The sequence below is a fragment of the Thalassovita aquimarina genome, from assembly GCF_018219815.1.
Classification (GTDB): Bacteria; Pseudomonadota; Alphaproteobacteria; order Rhodobacterales; family Rhodobacteraceae; genus Thalassobius; species Thalassobius aquimarinus.
The window spans coordinates 34,465-52,201 of the sequence record NZ_JADMKU010000022.1; the positions used below are offsets into that span (position 1 = coordinate 34,465).

At 63.1% G+C, this 17,737-nt stretch carries 17 protein-coding genes and 1 tRNA gene; 7 read left to right on the forward strand and 11 right to left on the reverse strand.

Translation table 11 applies throughout. The features are described from left to right. Positions 1-36 precede the first annotated feature (36 nt). Positions 37-1,197: a cytochrome P450 gene (locus IT775_RS18270; RefSeq protein WP_212702681.1), complete on the forward strand. Its 1,161-nt coding sequence runs from the start codon at positions 37-39 to the stop codon at positions 1,195-1,197. Between the two features lie 4 nt (positions 1,198-1,201). On the opposite strand, the gene ptsP is transcribed toward IT775_RS18270, so the two are convergent. The 9 genes from ptsP to ectA form a co-directional block, all read right to left on the reverse strand. Beyond that, the gene (gene ptsP, locus IT775_RS18275) at positions 1,202-3,442 is read right to left on the reverse strand and encodes a phosphoenolpyruvate--protein phosphotransferase (protein WP_218958648.1); all 2,241 of its coding nucleotides are present in this window, start codon (positions 3,440-3,442) and stop codon (positions 1,202-1,204) included. 69 nt (positions 3,443-3,511) lie between these two features. Next, the gene (locus IT775_RS18280; RefSeq protein ID WP_212702682.1) at positions 3,512-4,750 is read right to left on the reverse strand and encodes an aspartate kinase; all 1,239 of its coding nucleotides are present in this window, start codon (positions 4,748-4,750) and stop codon (positions 3,512-3,514) included. Between the two features lie 140 nt (positions 4,751-4,890). Continuing rightward, the gene (locus tag IT775_RS18285) at positions 4,891-5,532 is read right to left on the reverse strand and encodes a LysE family translocator (RefSeq protein ID WP_246525722.1); all 642 of its coding nucleotides are present in this window, start codon (positions 5,530-5,532) and stop codon (positions 4,891-4,893) included. Between the two features lie 120 nt (positions 5,533-5,652). Next, complete coding sequence (locus IT775_RS18290; RefSeq protein WP_212702684.1) at positions 5,653-6,297, reverse strand: SDR family NAD(P)-dependent oxidoreductase; 645 nt, start codon at positions 6,295-6,297, stop codon at positions 5,653-5,655. Positions 6,298-6,317: 20 nt separating this feature from the next. Then, positions 6,318-6,776 (reverse strand): DUF1178 family protein, encoded by a 459-nt coding sequence (locus IT775_RS18295; protein WP_212702685.1) that lies wholly within the window; start codon positions 6,774-6,776, stop codon positions 6,318-6,320. A gap of 191 nt (positions 6,777-6,967) precedes the next feature. Beyond that, positions 6,968-8,392: an aspartate kinase gene (locus IT775_RS18300; protein WP_212702686.1), complete on the reverse strand. Its 1,425-nt coding sequence runs from the start codon at positions 8,390-8,392 to the stop codon at positions 6,968-6,970. Positions 8,393-8,406: 14 nt separating this feature from the next. Continuing rightward, complete coding sequence (locus IT775_RS18305; RefSeq protein WP_212702687.1) at positions 8,407-8,808, reverse strand: ectoine synthase; 402 nt, start codon at positions 8,806-8,808, stop codon at positions 8,407-8,409. Between the two features lie 5 nt (positions 8,809-8,813). Beyond that, complete coding sequence (ectB, locus tag IT775_RS18310) at positions 8,814-10,100, reverse strand: diaminobutyrate--2-oxoglutarate transaminase (RefSeq protein ID WP_212702688.1); 1,287 nt, start codon at positions 10,098-10,100, stop codon at positions 8,814-8,816. Positions 10,101-10,156: 56 nt separating this feature from the next. Further along, the gene (gene ectA, locus IT775_RS18315; protein WP_212702689.1) at positions 10,157-10,687 is read right to left on the reverse strand and encodes a diaminobutyrate acetyltransferase; all 531 of its coding nucleotides are present in this window, start codon (positions 10,685-10,687) and stop codon (positions 10,157-10,159) included. Between the two features lie 215 nt (positions 10,688-10,902). Here ectA and IT775_RS18320 point away from each other — a divergent pair, with 215 nt between their 5' ends. After that, the gene (locus IT775_RS18320) at positions 10,903-11,388 is read left to right on the forward strand and encodes a MarR family winged helix-turn-helix transcriptional regulator (RefSeq protein ID WP_212702690.1); all 486 of its coding nucleotides are present in this window, start codon (positions 10,903-10,905) and stop codon (positions 11,386-11,388) included. Between the two features lie 6 nt (positions 11,389-11,394). Here the strand turns inward: IT775_RS18320 and IT775_RS18325 are convergent, their stop codons facing one another. Beyond that, complete coding sequence (locus tag IT775_RS18325) at positions 11,395-12,783, reverse strand: SLC13 family permease (protein WP_212702691.1); 1,389 nt, start codon at positions 12,781-12,783, stop codon at positions 11,395-11,397. Between the two features lie 146 nt (positions 12,784-12,929). On the opposite strand from IT775_RS18325, the gene IT775_RS18330 reads away from it, so the two are divergent. Beyond that, positions 12,930-14,675 (forward strand): SLC13 family permease, encoded by a 1,746-nt coding sequence (locus tag IT775_RS18330; RefSeq protein WP_212702692.1) that lies wholly within the window; start codon positions 12,930-12,932, stop codon positions 14,673-14,675. Between the two features lie 173 nt (positions 14,676-14,848). Beyond that, positions 14,849-15,094 (forward strand): hypothetical protein, encoded by a 246-nt coding sequence (locus IT775_RS18335; protein ID WP_212702693.1) that lies wholly within the window; start codon positions 14,849-14,851, stop codon positions 15,092-15,094. A gap of 523 nt (positions 15,095-15,617) precedes the next feature. Here IT775_RS18335 and IT775_RS18340 read toward each other — a convergent pair. Further along, positions 15,618-15,692, reverse strand: a tRNA-Thr gene (locus IT775_RS18340). Between the two features lie 118 nt (positions 15,693-15,810). Between IT775_RS18340 and IT775_RS18345 the strand changes: the two genes are divergently transcribed. From IT775_RS18345 to IT775_RS18355, 3 genes are read left to right on the forward strand one after another with little or no spacing between them, the layout of a single operon-like run. Continuing rightward, positions 15,811-15,981: a hypothetical protein gene (locus IT775_RS18345; protein ID WP_212702694.1), complete on the forward strand. Its 171-nt coding sequence runs from the start codon at positions 15,811-15,813 to the stop codon at positions 15,979-15,981. Then, positions 15,981-17,249 carry a UDP-N-acetylglucosamine 1-carboxyvinyltransferase gene (gene murA, locus IT775_RS18350; RefSeq protein WP_212702695.1) on the forward strand — a complete coding sequence of 423 codons (1,269 nt, stop codon included), beginning with the start codon at positions 15,981-15,983 and terminating at the stop codon, positions 17,247-17,249. Before IT775_RS18345 ends, murA begins: the two co-directional genes overlap by 1 nt. Then, on the forward strand, positions 17,246-17,722 hold the full coding sequence (locus IT775_RS18355; protein WP_212702696.1) for a DUF2948 family protein: 477 nt from the start codon (positions 17,246-17,248) through the stop codon (positions 17,720-17,722). The genes murA and IT775_RS18355 overlap by 4 nt, the downstream gene beginning before the upstream one ends. Positions 17,723-17,737 lie beyond the last annotated feature (15 nt).

Sequence of the window (17,737 nt, forward strand, 5' to 3'; positions counted from 1 at the left end):
CTGTCCTGCAGCAGTCTCGGGGTGGGAGGAAAGCACATGTCCGACGCGCCGGTTTACGATATCGATCCCAAGAGGTTCTGGACCGACCCCTATCCCGATCTGGCGCGGATGCGGGCCGAGGCGCCGATCTGCTATGTGCCGCAACTGGGCGCCACGCTGATCACCCGGCGCGACGATATCTTTGCCAACGAAAAAGTCGTCGAGGTGTTTTCGTCGGACCAGCCGGAGGGATTGATGACCGTGCTGATGGGGCAGAACATGATGCGCAAGGATGGCGATGCTCACATGCACGAACGCCGCGTGATCTTCCCCACCGTGTCGCCAAAGACGGTGAAGACTGTCTGGAAAGCGCAGTTCGAAGACGCGACCGCGCGGGCGCTGGACCGGCTGGCGGGGCGGGATCGGGCCGATCTGGTCAAGGAATTCGCGATGGAGGTCAGCGCCGAGGCGCTGAAATCCATCACCGGGCTGACCAACATGGACTGGCGTGAAATGGATCGGGTCAGCCAGGGCATGATCGACGGTTGCGCCAATTATGCGGGCGATCCGGCAGTGACCGCCAATTGCAACGACTGCACCGCCTCGATCGACCGCCATATCAGCGCAAGGATGGACGCGTTGCAGGCCGATCCGGACCTGTCTCTGATCGCGGTGCAGATGCAGGCGGGGATCGATGAAGCGCAGATGCGCGCCAATGTGAAGCTGGCAATCTCGGGCGGGCAGAACGAACCGCGCGATGCCATCGCCGGGGCAGCCTGGGCGCTGCTGAGCCATCCCGAATGGCTGCAGGCGGTGCGGGCGGGCGACATCACCTGGCTGCAGGTATTCGAGGAATACGCCCGCTGGATCAGCCCGATCGGCATGTCGCCGCGGCGCATTGCCAAGGCCCATGACCTGAACGGAATCCGGCTCGACCCCGGGGACCGGCTGTTTTTCATGTTCGGTTCCGGCAACCGGGACGAAACCGTGTTTGCCCGCCCGGATATCTTCGATCCGACGCAAGATATCGCCGCCGCGATCTCCTTCGGAGCCGGGCCGCATTTCTGCGCCGGGGCCTGGGCGTCGCGCTGCCTGATCGCCGAGGTCGCGCTGCCGATGCTGTTCGGCAGGTTCCCAGGCATCGCATTGGCGGGCGAAGCCCCCTTTGGTGGCTGGGCCTTCCGTGGGCCGTTGTCGGTGCCGGTGCGATTGCGCTGAACGCTCAGCTCTGTTTGCGCAGGTAGTCCAGAACGGCAGGTCGTACCGATTGGTCGCCGCGCAGGCCGGCATCCTCGATCACCCGGCGCAATCCGTCCAGGTCGATGCTGCGCAGGATGTTCTTGACCGGGCCGATCGAGGCCGGGCGCATTGACAGGGTCCGCATCCCCATGGCGGCCAGACAGACAGCCTCGACCGGGCGGCCGGCATCCTCGCCGCAGAAGCTCAGCGCCGTGCCGGAGGCATCGCAGCGTTTCACGATGTTTCCGAGGAAGGTCAGAAAGCTGACGTTCAGGGTGTCGTAACGCCGCCGGACCCGTTCGTTTTCGCGGTCGGCGGCAAAGAAGAACTGCTTCAGGTCATTGCCGCCGATCGAGAGGAAATCGACCTCTTCGTAGAACTTGTCCGGCGCAAAGGCCAGCGACGGTGTTTCCAGCATCGCCCCGATTTCCAGCTTTTCCGGTAGAGGATGGCCAAGGATGCGTTCACGTTCGATCGCCTTCTGCATCTCGGCCTTGGCGGCGGTGTATTCCTCGTATTGCGCGACGAAGGGAAACATGATCGTCAACGGACGGCCATTCGCGGCGCGCAGCAGCGCCTGCAGCTGCATCCGCATGACGCCGGGCTTGTCCAGACCCACGCGGATGGCACGCCAGCCAAGCGCCGGGTTGGGTTCGTCATTGGGCTTCATGTAGGGCAGGACCTTGTCCGACCCGATGTCGAGCGTGCGGAAAACCACGCGCTTGCCGCCCGCCGCATCCAGAACCTTGGCGTAAAGCGCCGACAGTTCCGACCGCTTCGGCATCTGGTTGCGCACGAGGAACTGCAATTCGGTGCGGAACAGCCCGACACCTTCGGCGCCGGACCCTTCCAGCGACGGCAGGTCGGCCATCAGCCCCGCATTCATGTGCAGTGATATCGTCTTGCCGCATTTGGTGGTCGCGGGCTTGTCGCGGATCGAGGCATAGCGTTCCTGCGCCTTGGCCTGCATCGCGATCTTGTCGCGGAAGGCGGCGACGACGGTGTCGTCGGGGCGCAGATGCACGATGCCCTGATCGCCGTCGACCATGATATGGTCGCCGTTCAGGGCCTCGGTCACCAGGCCGCCCGCATGGATCACCAGCGGGATCGCCAGCGCGCGGGCGACGATGGCGGCGTGGCTGCCGACAGATCCTTCCTCCAGCACGATGCCTTTCAGCGACCGGCCATAATCCAGCAGTTCCGCCGGACCTATATTGCGGGCGATCAGGATCGGGTCGGAGGGCATTTCCGCACCGGTATCCCGGCCTTGCCCGGTCAGAATGCGCAGCAGCCGGTTCGACAGGTCGTCGAGATCGTGCAGCCGGTCGCGCAGATAGGCGTCGGTGACCTGGCTCAGCCGGGACCGGGCGGCGGATTGTTCCTTTTCCACCGCAGCCTCGGCCGACAGGCCGCGGCTGATATCTTCTTCCATCCGCCGCATCCAGCCCTTGGAATTGGCGAACATCCGGTAGGCTTCCAGCACCTGCGTCTGCTCGGCATCGCCGCCCGACGCGCCAGCGAGCATCTGGTCGACGCTGATCCGCAATGTATCCACCGCCTCATGCAACCGGGTGAGTTCCTTGTGCGGATCCTCGGCGATCGGATTGGTCACCACCACGCGCGGTTCGTGCAGCCAGACATGACCTTCGGCGGCGCCTTCCTGCCCGGTGGTGCCGCGGATCAGCACCGCCTGCTGGTGCCGCGCCGACAGGGCGGCGCCTTCGCCGACGAAGGCGCCCAGTTCGGTCATCTCGGCCAGAACCATGGCGACGACTTCCAGCGCATAGACCTCGTCGGCGGAAAATTCACGGGCCTGTTTCGACTGCACCACCAGCACGCCAAGCTTTTCGCCCAGCCGCTGGATCGGCACGCCGAGGAAGGAGGAATAAATTTCCTCCCCGGTTTCCGGCATGTAGCGGAACCCCTTGGCCGACGGCGCATCCGCCGCGTTGACCACGCTGCCGGTCTTGGCGACGCGGCCGACAAGCCCTTCGCCCATTTTCATCCGGGTTTCGTGTACCGCCTCGGGCTTCAGGCCCTCAGTGGCGCAAAGTTCGAGCGTTTCGGAATCCCGGAACAGGTAGACCGAGCACACTTCGGTGCCCATCGAATCGGCGATCAGGTGGGTGATGTTGTCCAGCCGCGCCTGACCGGCGCGATCCTCGGCCATCGCATCGCGCAGCCGACGCAGCAGTTTACGGCTTTCCGTTTCGGTTCCGTCCATTATTCAACATCAACCCGTTTCGGCACGACCGGTCTCTTCGTACGCCGACCCTCGGGCGGGCGTACCGGTTCAGGTCGCTTTCTCCAGTTCAAACGCATCATGCAGCGACTGAACGGCAAGTTCCAAGTATTTCCGATCGATCAGGACCGAAATTTTTATCTCGGAAGTTGCAATGACCTTGATGTTGATCCCCTCATCCGAGAGTGTCTTGAACATTTTGGCGGCGACGCCGGATTGCGACCGCATGCCGATCCCCACTGCGGACACCTTGCAGACATCGGTGTCGGCGACCAGGTCGTGGAAGTTGATGTCGCCGTTTGCCTTCGCTTCGTTCAGTGCCTTCTGCGCCCGCAGCACCTGATCGGTGGGGCAGGAAAAGGTCATGTCGGTGCGACCTTCCTCGGAAATGTTCTGAATGATCATGTCCACGTTCACGCCTGCATCGGACAGCGGCCCGAAGATGGCGGCGGCGATGCCGGGTCGGTCTGCGACCGAGATCAGCGTCATCTTGGCTTCGTCCCGCGAATAGGCGATGCCGGATACAGGGCGGTTTTCCATGGATTCCTCCTCGTCGCAGACAAGCGTGCCTGCCTCATCTGACGGTTCCTCGAACGAACTCAGCACGCGCAGCTTGACCTTGTAACGCATTGCCAACTCGACAGAACGGGTTTGCAGGACCTTCGCGCCGAGCGAGGCCAGTTCGAGCATTTCCTCGAACGAAATCTTGTGCAGTTTGCGGGCCTTCGAACTGATCCGCGGGTCGGTGGTATAGACGCCGTCCACATCCGTGTAGATATCGCAGCGTTCCGCCTCGAAAGCGGCGGCGAAGGCCACCGCGGTGGTGTCCGATCCGCCCCGGCCCAGCGTGGTGATGCGGCCCTCGGGGCTGATGCCCTGGAACCCGGCGACGACGGCCACTTTCATGCCCTCGCCGAACTTGGCGGTGATGTTTTCCGGCGGGATCTCCTCGATCCGGGCGTTGGCATGGGCATCGGTGGTTTTCACCGGCACCTGCCAGCCCTGCCAGCTGCGCGCCGGCACGCCCATTTCCTGCAACGTCAGCGCCATCAGGCCGGCGGTGACGTTTTCACCCGAACTGACCACGGCGTCGTATTCGCGCGCGTCGTAGAGCGGCGAGGTTTCATTGACCCACCCGACCAGTTCATTGGTCTTGCCGGACATCGCCGACACGATGACGATCACGTCATAGCCCTTGGCCACTTCAAGCCCCACCCGCTTGGCGGCGCGTTTGATCCGGTCGAGCGTGGCGACGGAGGTGCCGCCGAATTTCATCACGAGAACGGGCATGGTTCGTCCTTGGTCCCTTTAATCGGGCCGGGTTTATGCAAATGGGGGGGCGAGAGCAAGAGGATTAGAAAGGGAAGGGCGCCGGGTGCGATAGCAACCCGGCGCCCGTTTCGCGGCTGAGGTTGGCGTTTGCGGATGACTCAGCTGGCGGCCCGCAGGGTCGCCAGCTTGACGCCGAAGCCGATGAAGACCGTGCCGGTGACGCCCTTCAGCCAGCGGGTGAATTTTTCGTTGCGGGCGGCCGCCGCGAGCTTGGAAAACAGCAGCACCATCGCCCCGAACCAAACCGCGTTGATCATCGAATGGATGAACACCAGGGTGAAGGACGACAGGGCCGAGGTTTCGCCGATGGTGATGAATTGCGGAAACGCCGCGAGATAGAACATCGATACTTTAGGATTCAGCGCGTTGGTCAGCAACCCTTCGACGAAGGCCGGGGCGAGGGTCCGTTTCGGCTTGGCCGAGGGCGCGATGTCCTGGGCCGCTCCGAGGCCGCGATAGGCGGCGATGAGCGCCTTGATCCCGATCCAGCACAGATAGGCCGCGCCAAGGTATTTGACGATGGTGAAAGCCAGCGCCGATTGCACGAGAATGATCGAGATGCCCAGAATGGCCAGCGCCCCATGCAGGTAGAAGGCCGCGACGAAGCCCGCGACATTCGCGAAACCCGCCGCCTTGCCCGAGCTGGGCACCGTCTTTGCGATCAGAACGCCGTTCGGGCCGGGCGACATCACCAGGAGAGAAGCGACCAAGGTAAATGTAAGGATTTCTGACCACGCCATGGCGGCCTCCATTAAATAAGGTTGTGTCTAGCAAATGAAGTTGCGTGTGGCGCTAATGGTTTAACGTATAGATAGCAAGGTCAATGATGGATGCGCGCGGGAAAAGGCCGCGTCACGGCCTCAATAGGCGTGGTCGCGTCCGTCCCAGGTGCGGAAACAGCCGGTGGTTTCGGGGCCGAGTTCGGCAAACCGCTCCATCAGGCCGCTGGCGGCTTCTTCCATGGTGATATCTGCCGCGCCGCCGCCCATGTCGGTCTGCACCCAGCCGGGATGGTAGATGCCGACAGCGATATCCAGCCCCTTCAGGTCGGTGGCCAGGTTGCGCCCGAGGTTCAGGACCGCCGCTTTTGAGGCGCGGTAGATGTAGCTGCCGCCCGGCGCGCGCGTGTGCGATGCCATCTGCGACGAAATGATCGCGATCTTGGCACCGTCGGTCATCTGCAGGTTTGGCAGCAGCGACTGGATGGTCAGGAACACGCCGGTGACATTGGTGGCGAAACTGTCGGCCCACATTTCGGGCGGGTAACCGTCGGCCAACGATTGCCCCTTGTCGAGGTAAACCCCGGCATTGCAGATCAGCAAGTCGGCCGGTTTGCCGTCCATCGCGGCGGTCAGTCCGGCAAACTGGTCCGATATCGTCACATCCAGCGGCAGGTAATCGTCACCGTAGCGTGCCGTGCCGGTCACGTCGTGCCCCTGATCGCGGTAGTTGCGATACAGTTGATGGCCGATCCCGCGATTGGCGCCGGTGATGATGACATGCATTCAAGGATCCTTCCCTGGGATCAGTTGGCCTTGCGACCGGGCCGGAACGGAAGCGGGGTGACGGGCACTCCGTCTTCGATCAGCTGCTCGGCCTCTTCCAGCTTCGCTTCGCCATAGATCGCCCGTTCCGGCGCATCGCCATCATGCATCGCGCGCGCTTCTCTGACGAATTTATCGCCGACATATTCGGAGTTTTCTTCGATCTTGCGCTTGATTTCGGCCAGCGCCTGTTCGGCGGGGCTGGCCGGTTCGCTCAGCTTGGGGGGCTGTGCCGGCTGGTCGCCATCCTGCGCCGCGGTGGGCTGGGCCTTGCGGCTGGGGCGGACCCGCGGCGCCATGATCGCCTTTTCGACATCGCTCGATCCGCAAATACTGCAGGTGATCATTCCGGCGCCTTTGAGCTTGTCGAAGGCTTCGGCCGATTGGAACCAGCTGTCAAAGCGGTGGTCTTGCGCACATTTCAAAGAGTACTGAATCATGAGATGTTTCCGTGCCTCAGGCTGTGCATTAGATAGCAGAAAGCGGAGACGGATCAATCCCGGTTTCGTGCGATTGCGTCCATGTGTCTTGAACATGGGGGTACTGCGCCGTGGCGCAGAAAGGACGGCCTGCGCCCGGTCGGACCGGGGCGCAGGCCATTTCTCGTAGTTGTTCAGGACCGGCGATACGGTCAGGCGGCCCTGCGCAGGGACTGTTTGCCGTCGCCGATGAAGACATCGTGCAGCGCCTTGATGACCGGTTTCAGGTCGTCGCGCTCGACGATGAACTGGGTGTCGACATTGCGCGGTCCCTGGCTGGCTCCGATCGCCTCCATGCTGTTTTCGGCAATCGCCTGCAGGCCGCGGGTCAGCACCGACAGCCCGCTCAGATCGCGACCGATGACCGAGGCCAGCGCAAGCTTGCGGCTGGTGATCAAGGCCTGCGGATAACGCGCAGCCAGATCCTTTTCGACCCGCCGCATCGCCTTCAGAGAGGTGTCGAGGTAATGGGTGATCGTGTTGGCGTTCGACACTTTCGACACGATGCGCACATCGTGGCGTGTCAGCACGTCGAGGATCGCGGCGTCGTAACCTTTGACGCCCACCATGTCCTGTTCGAACAGCTCCAGCGCGATGATGTCGAGCCCGGTGACGATTTCCACCGCGGCGGCATCCGCCGGCTGATCGTCGATCAGCGTGCCCGGATCGCCCGGTTCGAACGCGTTGGTGACGCGCAGGGGCACCTCGGCCTGGCGCAGCGTTTTCGCCGCCTTGGGGTGGATCGCCTCCATCCCCATGTTCGACAGCTGGTCGGCCACGTCGTAATTGGTCCGGCCCAGTTTGCGCACGTTTTCCTGGCCCACGAGGTTCGGGTCGGCCGAGGACAGGTGGAATTCCTTGTGAATGATCGCTTCGCGCGCGCCGGTCAGCGCCGCAAGCCGCGAAAAGGTCACTTCGGAATAGCCGCGGTCGTATTCGCGCATCAAACCTTCCGCGCACTGGGCATAGCCGGTGACGATGGGCATTTCGGTCATCGGGTCGATGCCCTCCATCGCCGCGTTGATCCGTTCGTCCAGCGTCACGTCGCCGTCGTCGCGCCAGCCCGACAGGTCGACCAGCCGCGCGTTGACGCCGTGGCGTTGCAGAATCAGCGTGGTGGTCATCGCCGAATGCGCTTCGCCCAGGCCGGACAGCAATTCGCGGATCTGCAGCATGTGTTCGGCCAGCCGGAAGTGGCCGTAGGAACACAGGCGCTGCAGGTCGATCAGGCAGTTGCGCGCGCCTTCGATCCGTTCCTGCACGAATTGCGCGGCCTGTTCGCGATCGGCGTCGTGATCCAGAACCGCGTCATGCGCCTGGATCATCGCCGCCGACACCCGGTCCAGCGCTTCGTGCCAGCCGTGATCGGAATCGGCGTTGGCAAACAGCGCGTAGACCCCGGCTTCGCCCGTCTTCTTGTGTTCCAGAAGCAGGTTGGTGATGCCGCCAAAGGCCGACACCACGAAGATACGGCCATAAAGCGTATCGTCGTCGCGGTCGCCGATGAACAGCGTGTCGCGCAGCGCGTCCAGTCGGGACATGGACGTGCCGCCGATTTTTTCAACTGTATGGGTCATGGGATAACTCCGGATTACTCCGCCAGTTCCTCCGCCGGGGCGTAGGACCCGTCTTCACGGTGCACCTCGGTGCCGGTGACCGGGGGATTGAAGACGCAGGCCATTACCAGTTCTTCCTCGGCGCGCAGGATGTGGCGGTCGTGTTCGTTCAGCGCATACATGACGCCCGGTTCGATCTTGTGTGTTTCGCCGGTGGCCAGATCGGTGATCGATCCCTTGCCCTGCATGCAGTAAACGCTTTCGAAATGGTTCTTGTATTCGAACGTGTGTTCCGACCCTTCCTGCAGGAAGGTGATGTGGAAGGAAAAGCCCATCCCGTCATCGGCCAGCAGCATCCGAACGCTGGTCCACTGCGCATCCGATACGACGCGGTCGCGTTCATCCTGGATGATCTTGTTGAAGTCTCTGACGATCATGTGCGTTACTCCGCTGCGAATTTCATGTCTGTGGTGGTGTCGCGCACGGCATCCATCAGGATGTTCAGCCCCTTGCGCAGCACGGTGTCGGGAGTGGTGAGGGGGGCCAGGATCTTGACTACCTCGTCATTGGGACCCGAGGTTTCGATGATCAGCCCGTTGTCGAAGGCACGCGCGCAGATTGCGGCGGCCAGATCGCCCGATCCGACATCGACGCCGCGCATCAGGCCACGGCCCTTCAGCCGCGCGCCCGGCACCATTTCGGAAATGGCAGCCAGTCCCGACAGGATGATCCGTTCCTTCTGCGCCAACTGGTCCTGGAAGGTTTCGTCGGCCCAGAATTTTTCGATCGAGATCCGGGCGGTGACGAAGGCATGGGTGTTGCCGCGGAAGGTGCCGTTATGTTCGGCCGGGCCGAACTTGTCGTGTTCGGGGCGCACCAGCATCAGCGCCATCGGCAGGCCGAAGCCCGAGATCGATTTCGCCATCGTCACGATATCCGGAACAACGCCGAAGTCTTCGAACGAAAAGAAGCTGCCGGCACGGCCGCAACCGGCCTGCACGTCGTCGATGATCAGCAGCGCGCCGTGTGCCTTGGCGATCGCGGCCACCTTGCGAACCCATTCGGGGCTCGCGGCGTTCAGGCCGCCTTCGCCTTGCACCGTTTCGAAAATGATCGCGGCGGGTGCGTCTATGCCCGAGGACGGGTCGCTCAGCATCTTTTCCAGCAGGTCGGCGGTGTCCACCTTGGATCCCATGTAGCCGTCATAGGGCATCCGGGCCACGCCGCTCAGCGGAATGCCGGCGCCGCCCCGGTGATAGCTGTTGCCGGTCGCGGCAAGAGCCCCCAGCGTGACGCCGTGGAAGCCGTTGGTGAAGCTGATCACGTTGGTTCGGCCGGTCACCTTGCGCGCCAGCTTGATCGCCGCCTCGACGGCGTTGGCGCCGGTCGGGCCGGTGAACATCAGGCGGTGATCCATGTTGCGCGGCTTCAGGATGTGGGTCTCGAACGCGCTCAGGAACCGTGCCTTGACCTCTGTATGCAGGTCCAGGCCGTGGGCGATCCCGTCGCCGCTGATATGCTCGATCAGCGCGGTTTTCATGTCGGGATCGTTATGGCCGTAGTTCAGCGACGAACAGCCGGCCAGGAAATCGATGTAGCGGTTGCCCTCGGCGTCGATCAGTTCGGAACCGGCCGCCTGCGCAAACACGGCATCGAAGCCGCGGCAGTAGGACCGCGCCTCGGATTCGCGGCGTTGAAATACAGTGGGGTCGGACGGAGACGTCAACATATGACTTCCTTCGGGTAACGTTATGGGAAAGGTGAGGGCAGGCTGACGCCACATGCTCAGGCAGCGGCGCGCATCTGCTGTTTCAGCGTGATCGTGACCATGTTTTCAGTCGCATGGCGATCACGGAAGTGCAGAGCCTGGGTGAAGTAAGGCTGCGATTCGATATCCGCATCCTTGACGCGCGCGAATTTGCGGAACAGCGACCAGGACGCGTCATTGTCGCTGGTGATCGTGGTCTGAACCCGGCGGACGCCGTCGCAGGCATCACGGCCGAGGATGCTTTGCAGCATCGCGTTGCCCAATCCCATCCCGCGCGCCTTTTCGGCTACGGCGACCTGCCAGACGAACAGCGTCTCGGGGTCATAGGGAAGGATGTAGGCGGAAATCCAGCCAACGACTTCACCGTCCAGTTCGGCCACCACGCAGGTTTCGCGGAAGTGATCGCACTGGATCAGATTGCAATACATAGAGTTTTCGTCGAGCGGTTTGCAGCTGCGCACAAGCTCCCAGATATCTGCGCCGTCCTCGGCGCTGGGCTCACGGAGATTCGGTAGTGCTTTGCCTTCTAGTCCCCGTGTGTGTCGCATTGTTCGAGCTGCCTCCTTGATTGCTTCGAGAGACTAAATAACACTGCGAAGTAAAAACTTCAACAGTCTAAGCAAAAATACCTCAAAATGCCTATTTTTGTTAGTGATAATGCGATTTTTCACACAGGTATTGCTTTGGTTGTCTAAATTATTATTGTGTTGATATGCGAAGAAACACTCCATATCCTTTCCAAGTTCTGTACTTGAGGAATTTCATGGATCGCGTTGACGTCAGTCTGATTGCACTTCGTCGCATCTTGCGGGCGACGGAATTGTTTGGGCGCGAATTGGCCCAGTCCTCGGGCGTGACCGCGGTTCAGTTTCGGGTGTTGCAGATCGTTGCGGAGAAGGGGCAGACCACCGCCAAGGAAATTTCGACGCGCATGCGCGTGTCGCAGGCCACGGTGACGTCGCTGGTCGACAAGCTGGTTAAGCAGGGGCTGGTCAGCCGGGAAAAATCCTCGGTCGACCGACGGCAGACCAATATCGTGCTGACCGAAACCGGGCGCCAGACATTATCCGACGCGCCCGATCCGCTGCAGCAGCGGTTCGTTCGCAAGTTTTCCGCGATGGAGGACTGGGAGCAGGCGATGCTTGTCGCGTCTCTGGAACGGGTTGCCTCGATGCTCGATGCCGAGGATATCGATGCCTCGCCGGTGCTCGACACCGGTGACATCCACCGGGCGACGACGACGGGCTGAGGCTTCTCAGCCGAAGAACACCGGGGCCAGAAGGGCCCCCGCGGCGACCGCAATCCCGATCCCGATCACGTCAAGCAGGGCGCCTGCGCGCAGCATGTCGCCGCGCGTGACCGACGGATTGCTGAACACGATCGCGTTGGGCGGGGTGGCGACCGGCAGCATGAAACCAATCGAGGCGGACAGCGCCACCGGCAGCATGAAAATCACCGGATCGACCTGCAACGTTGCGGCTGCCGCCCCGGCGATGGGCAGGAAAATGGCTGCCATCGCGGTATTGCTGGCGAGTTCGCCAATATAGACGATCAGCGCGGCGATCACAAACAGCAGCAGGATTTCGGGCAGGTGGCCAAGCGTGTCGATTTTTCCGCCGATCCATCCGGCCAGCCCGGTCTGGTCCAGTATTCCGGCCAGCGCCAGTCCGCCACCGAACAGGATCAGCACGTCCCAGCGGAGCCCGGCAGCCGTGTCCCAGTCAAGCAGCCTGCCGTTATCGCCGTCGGGGGTGATGAAAAGCGCCATCGCCGCCAGCATGGCGATGCCCGCATCCGACAGCATCAGCGCCGGAAACAGCCAATCCAGCAGGGGGCGCGTGATCCACGCCAGCGCCGTCAGCGCCGCGATCACCGCGACGCGCCTTTCCGCCACGCTCATCGGGGCCGCCTGGTTGCCGAAGGACAGGTTCAGTTCGTCGGCGCGCAGTCCCGGGCTGAGACGCGACAGCACCAGCCACGTGATCCCCAACAGCACCAGCGCCACCGGAATCCCGATCGCCGCCCACTGCGCAAACCCGATCTCGATTCCGTAGGCGGTGCTGACATGGGCGGCGAAGATCGCGTTCGGCGGCGTTCCGATCAACGACCCCATCCCGCCGATGGTGGCGGCGAAGGCCACGCCCAGCATCAGCGCGGTGCCGAATTGGGGCCGGTCGGGTTGCGACGCGGCGATCGCGGCGGCGATCGGCGCGATCACCATGGTCGAGGCGGTGTTGCTGATCCAAAGGCTGAGAAAGGCGGTGGTCGCCATCACCGCGGCGAGGATATGCGTCGGGCGCTTGCCGGCGGCGCCGAGCAGCGTCGCGGCCAGGCGCCGGTGCAATCCGCAGCGTTCGATCGCCCGGGCCAGAAGGAAACCGCCGAGAAACAGGATGATCAGCGGATGGCTGTAATGGCTTGCCACCTCGGCGATTCCCGAAATGCCCAGAAGCGGCGCCACGGCCAGCGGCAGCAGCGCCGTCGCCGCCAGGGGCAGGGCCTCGCTCAGCCACCACGCCGCCATGGTCAGGGCCAGCCCCGCAGCCAGCCAGGCCGCGGCGGGCATGCCGGTCGGAACTGGCATGACAACCGGCAGGATCAGCAACAGAAGTCCAAGCGCGATGGCGGAAGATTTCAAACTCATGACGGCACCCTAGCAGCGCCTGCGGGATTGAAAAGGTCCGCCAGGGGGCGGGGAGCCTTTCCGTGCCATGACATCGAAGAGGTCATGGACAATTCCGCGCCAATCCGCACCATGGGGGGGAAACCCGGGCAGGTGAGGCGCGCATCGTGACAGTTGAAATCGCTTTCGTTCTTCTGCTTTTCGTCGCCGCGGCGGTGTTGCTGGTGACCGAACTGGTGCCGCCGGAAGTCACCTCTCTGGGTCTTGTCCTGATGCTGGCGGGCAGTGGTGTCATGACCGCCGAGGAAGCGTTCCGGGGCTTCGCCAGCGAAGCGATCGTGGTGCTTGCCTGCGTGATGATCCTGTCGCGGCGGTTGTCGGAATCGGGTGCGATGCATGGGCTATCGTCGTGGCTGGCCGGTCGCAAAGGGCGCTCACCGGCGGCGATCGTGGCACGGCTGATGGCCAGTTCGGCGGCGTTGTCGATGGTGTTCAGCAATACCAGCACCACCGCCGTGATGATGCCTATCGCCAGTGACGCGGCGGATAAGGCCAAGGTCAGCCCGGGGCGGTTCATGATGCCGATGGCCTTTGCCTCGATGATGGGGGGCTGCGCGACGCTGATCGGTACCTCGGCCAACATCGCGGCGAACGGGGTGATCACGCGGATGGGGCTGGAACCGTTCCACCTGTTCGAATTCTTCTGGGTCGGGATCGCGGTGACCGCTGCCGGTATCGTCACCGTGGTGTTGCTGGGCAATCATTTCATCCCCGAACGCGAACGCGGCAGCGACCGCGAAATACGCGAAGACCTGTTCCTGGCCGACCTGATCGTCGTGGAGGGATCCAAGGTGGCCGAAACGGCGCTTGGCGACCTCGGGCTTCCCGATCTGGGGGCAACGCCTCTGGCCATCGACACTGAAGAGGGGCGGGTCGCACCGCATGGCCGCCGCAAGGTGCACGCAGGTGATCATATCCTGGTGCATGCCGCCGCTTCCGCCCTGGCGCGGCTGGCCGCGGATGACCGGTTCCATCTCGACGGGGTGGCCGAGGATGCCCCGGCCGAGATCACCGCCGAGGCGATCCTGCTGCCGGGATCGCGCTGGACCGGCCTGTCTGTGGCTGGGATGCGGCGCCGGCTGGCCCCGGATGTGTCGGTGGTCGGGGTGCGGCGCGCAGGTTACGAGCGTGTTGCCCGGGTTGGCCTGATGCGGCTGCGCGCGGGCGACATCCTGTTCCTGGCCGGCAACAGGGAAGGTATGGAACGGGTCGATGACGACGTCGATATCTATCTGTCGGGGCGATCCGAACCGGTCGCGCCCAGCCGCAGGGAAGGCTGGTATACGCTCAGCGCGCTGTTTGCCGCGATCGCGGTGTCGTCGCTCGGGCTGCTGCCGATGGGGGTAGCGTTGCTCAGCGCGGTGATGGCTCTGGTGCTGGCCGGGCGGTTCACCCTGCGCGATGCTTTTTCCAAGGTGTCCTGGCATATCCTGATCCTGATTGGCGGCATGTCGGGGCTTGGGCTTGCCATGCTGCAGACCGGGGCTGCGGATTGGTTGGCCGAAGGCATCCTACATTATGTCGCGCCGCTGGGGCAGACCGCGGTGCTGATCATGTTGTCGCTGCTGACGATCCTGCTGACCCAGGCCTTGTCGAATGCGGCCGCCGCGCTGACCGTGTTGCCCGTCGCGGTCGCGATCGCCTCCGGGTTGGGTGTCGATCCGCGTCCCCTGGCGGTGATCGTCACCCTGTCGGCCTCGCTGTCCTTCATCGCGCCGCTCGAACCGGCACTTTTGCTGGTTTACGGCAAGGGCCATTACCGGTTGCGCGATTTCATCCTTGCCGGAGTGCCGTTGACGGCGGTGTCGGTGGCGATCGTTCTGCTGCTGGTGCCGATGCTCTGGCCGCTCTGAATGGGCGTGGTCTGCCGCTTCACCTCCGATCAAGGTCAGCTCTTGCGGGCGATGGGAGGGGGCTGAAGATCGCTGATGGACAGGGTCCGATTCTCAGCGCGCCCCAATTCAGGGCCTTTCCGTGGTATGATGACCTTGCCCATGGTCCAACGACACACGAAAGGATCGTCAAGATGACAGGCAATCGGAAAACCATCCAAACTCTTGCAATCACGGTCATCACATCGGTGCTGATGGTCGGCGCTTCAATTGCCGGCACCACAACCCCTTGCGATGAAGCAATGAACCAGATCTGGAGCATTGACGACGCCAAAAGCTTTGAGGCCATCGAAAGCGAGATTTCCGCTCTCGCAGTGAAGCCCAGTGATGCCGCACTTGAAAACTCCGTCAGCTTCCCGAACGAAGACGATGGCTGCTGAAACCGTGTGAACGAATTAGGTCGATAGGGAACTGCTGCTCGGTCCGAGAGATTTTGAGCGGACAAATGGATTCGTTCTGCGGTTGGGGGGCTCAACCGGTGCCCGGTCCCGGATCGCTGCTGCGACGATCGAGGGTATTTGGCTCATGCGATGCACGGGCCGCGGATGCCGCGGCGATGGCGCAGAGCTTCGCAAGGGGTGGGAAACGGCCGGCAACCGGCCGTCGTCGAACTGAATTTGAAGGGTGTACGGCGACAATTCGCTGACAGCGATATCGCATCGTGTCGGCGATTCCCCGACGCGGTGCGCGCGTGTGAAAAAAGATTCCCTGACAGCCGGTCCAGCTCGGTTCGGGCAAGAGGAAACGTCAGCTCCTCCAGGCTCTGGCGGTCGAGCGCACCGCCCGATGGATATGACGCGGGATTGGCAACCTTTCTGGGCTTTGAAAGGTGGACGTTTGGGCCGTTGAATGGCGTCAAAAAGAAGAACTTGCGCCTTCTTCAGTATGTTGTGGAGGTGGTGATGGTGCTGCTGGACAGGATTGAACTGTCGACCTCTCCCTTACCAAGGGAGTGCTCTACCACTGAGCTACAGCAGCGCCGTTTTCCGGTCGCTGGAACATGTCCTGTCCGACCGTGGGGCGCTGATTAGCCCTAAATGATTCCGGGTGCAAGCGTTATCTGGACGGTTTTTTCGCCCTAATGTAAGACAGTGCCATGGAGCAGAAGTATCACGGCAAAAAACAACCGAAAAAGACCGACCCGCGCGAGGATCGGTTGAAGGCCGCGCTGAAGGCCAATATGGCCAAACGCAAGGCGCAGGCGCGCGCCCGGGCGGCAGGCGGGCCAGCGGACGGGCCGGACAACAACGACAAGGGGCAGGACTGATGGATTCGATTATCGTGACGGGCAACGGCCCCCTGAAGGGGCAGATCCCGATCGCCGGGGCCAAGAACGCATGCCTGACGCTGATGCCGGCGACGCTGCTCAGCGAAGAACCGCTGACGCTGACGAATGCGCCGCGGTTGAGTGACATCAAGACGATGACCGAACTGCTGCAATCGCTGGGCGCCGAGGTGACCAGCATGCAGGACGGCCAGGTGCAGGCGATGTCGAGCCACAACCTCAGCACCACCCGGGCCGAATACGACATCGTGCGCAAGATGCGCGCCTCCAACCTCGTGCTGGGGCCGCTTCTGGCGCGCGAACACCATGCCGAGGTGTCGCTGCCCGGCGGTTGCGCCATCGGCGCGCGGCCGATGGATCTGCACATTACGGCGCTCGAGGCGATGGGTGCGGAGATCGAGCTGAAAGACGGCTACCTGCACGCCAAGGCGCCGGGCGGGCTGAAAGGCGCGGTGCACGAGTTGCGTTTCGCCTCGGTCGGCGCGACCGAAAACGTGGTGATGGCGGCGACGCTGGCCAAGGGCACCACGGTCCTGAAAAACGCCGCGCGGGAACCGGAAATCGTCGACCTGGTGCATTGCCTGCGCAAGATGGGGGCGCAGATCGAGGGCGAAGGAACCTCGACCATCACCATTCAAGGCGTTGACCGTCTGAGCGGCGCCACCCACCCGGTGGTGACCGACCGGATCGAACTGGGCACCTACATGCTGGCCCCGGCGATCTGCGGCGGCGAAGTGGAGCTTTTGGGCGGTCGAATCGATCTGGTCGGCGCCTTCTGCGAAAAACTCGACGCGGCGGGTATTTCGGTGGAAGAAACCGACAGCGGTCTTAAGGTGGCGCGCAAGAACGGCCGGGTGCGCGCGGTAGACGTGGTGACCGAACCCTTCCCGGGCTTCCCCACCGACCTGCAGGCGCAGATGATGGCGCTGATGTGCACCGCCGAGGGCACCTCGGTGCTGGAAGAACGCATCTTCGAGAATCGCTTCATGCATGCGCCCGAACTGATGCGCATGGGGGCCGAAATCGAGGTCCACGGCGGCACCGCGACGGTGACGGGGGTGGAAAAACTCAAGGGTGCGCCGGTGATGGCGACCGACCTGCGCGCCTCCGTTTCACTGATCCTCGCCGGGCTGGCGGCGGAAGGCGAAACCATCGTGAACCGGGTCTATCACCTGGATCGCGGCTATGAACGGGTCGAGGAAAAACTGCGCAATATCGGCGCGCGGATAGAACGGGTGAACGCGGAATGAGCGAAGACGCACGGTTCGAAGACGGGCGCGAGACGCCTCTGAATCTCGGCGCGCTGGAACCGGATGACCTGCGGGTGATCTCGGCGCTGGTGCAGGATGCGGTGTTCCCGGCCGGCGAAATGACATGGCGCCCGGGCGAGAGGCGCTTTGCGCTGCTGCTCAACCGGTTCCGCTGGGAAGACCGTGGCCGCGACCGCCACGGCGCCGAGCGGGTGCAATCGCTGCTGGTCTTTGAAAATGTCGCAAAGGTTGCCTCGCAAGGCATCGAGCGCGGCGACAAGGACATGGTCCTGTCGCTGTTGGCGCTCGACTGGCAGCCGGGCGAGGCGCCGGGCGGCACGGTGGAGCTGACGCTTGCCGGCGACGGCGCGATCCGGCTGCAGGTGGAGGCGCTGGAAGCGGTTCTGAAGGACGTCACCCGCCCCTATCGCGCACCCTCGGGCAAGGCACCGGGACATCCAGACGAGGCGTGACCTGATCGTGCGCGC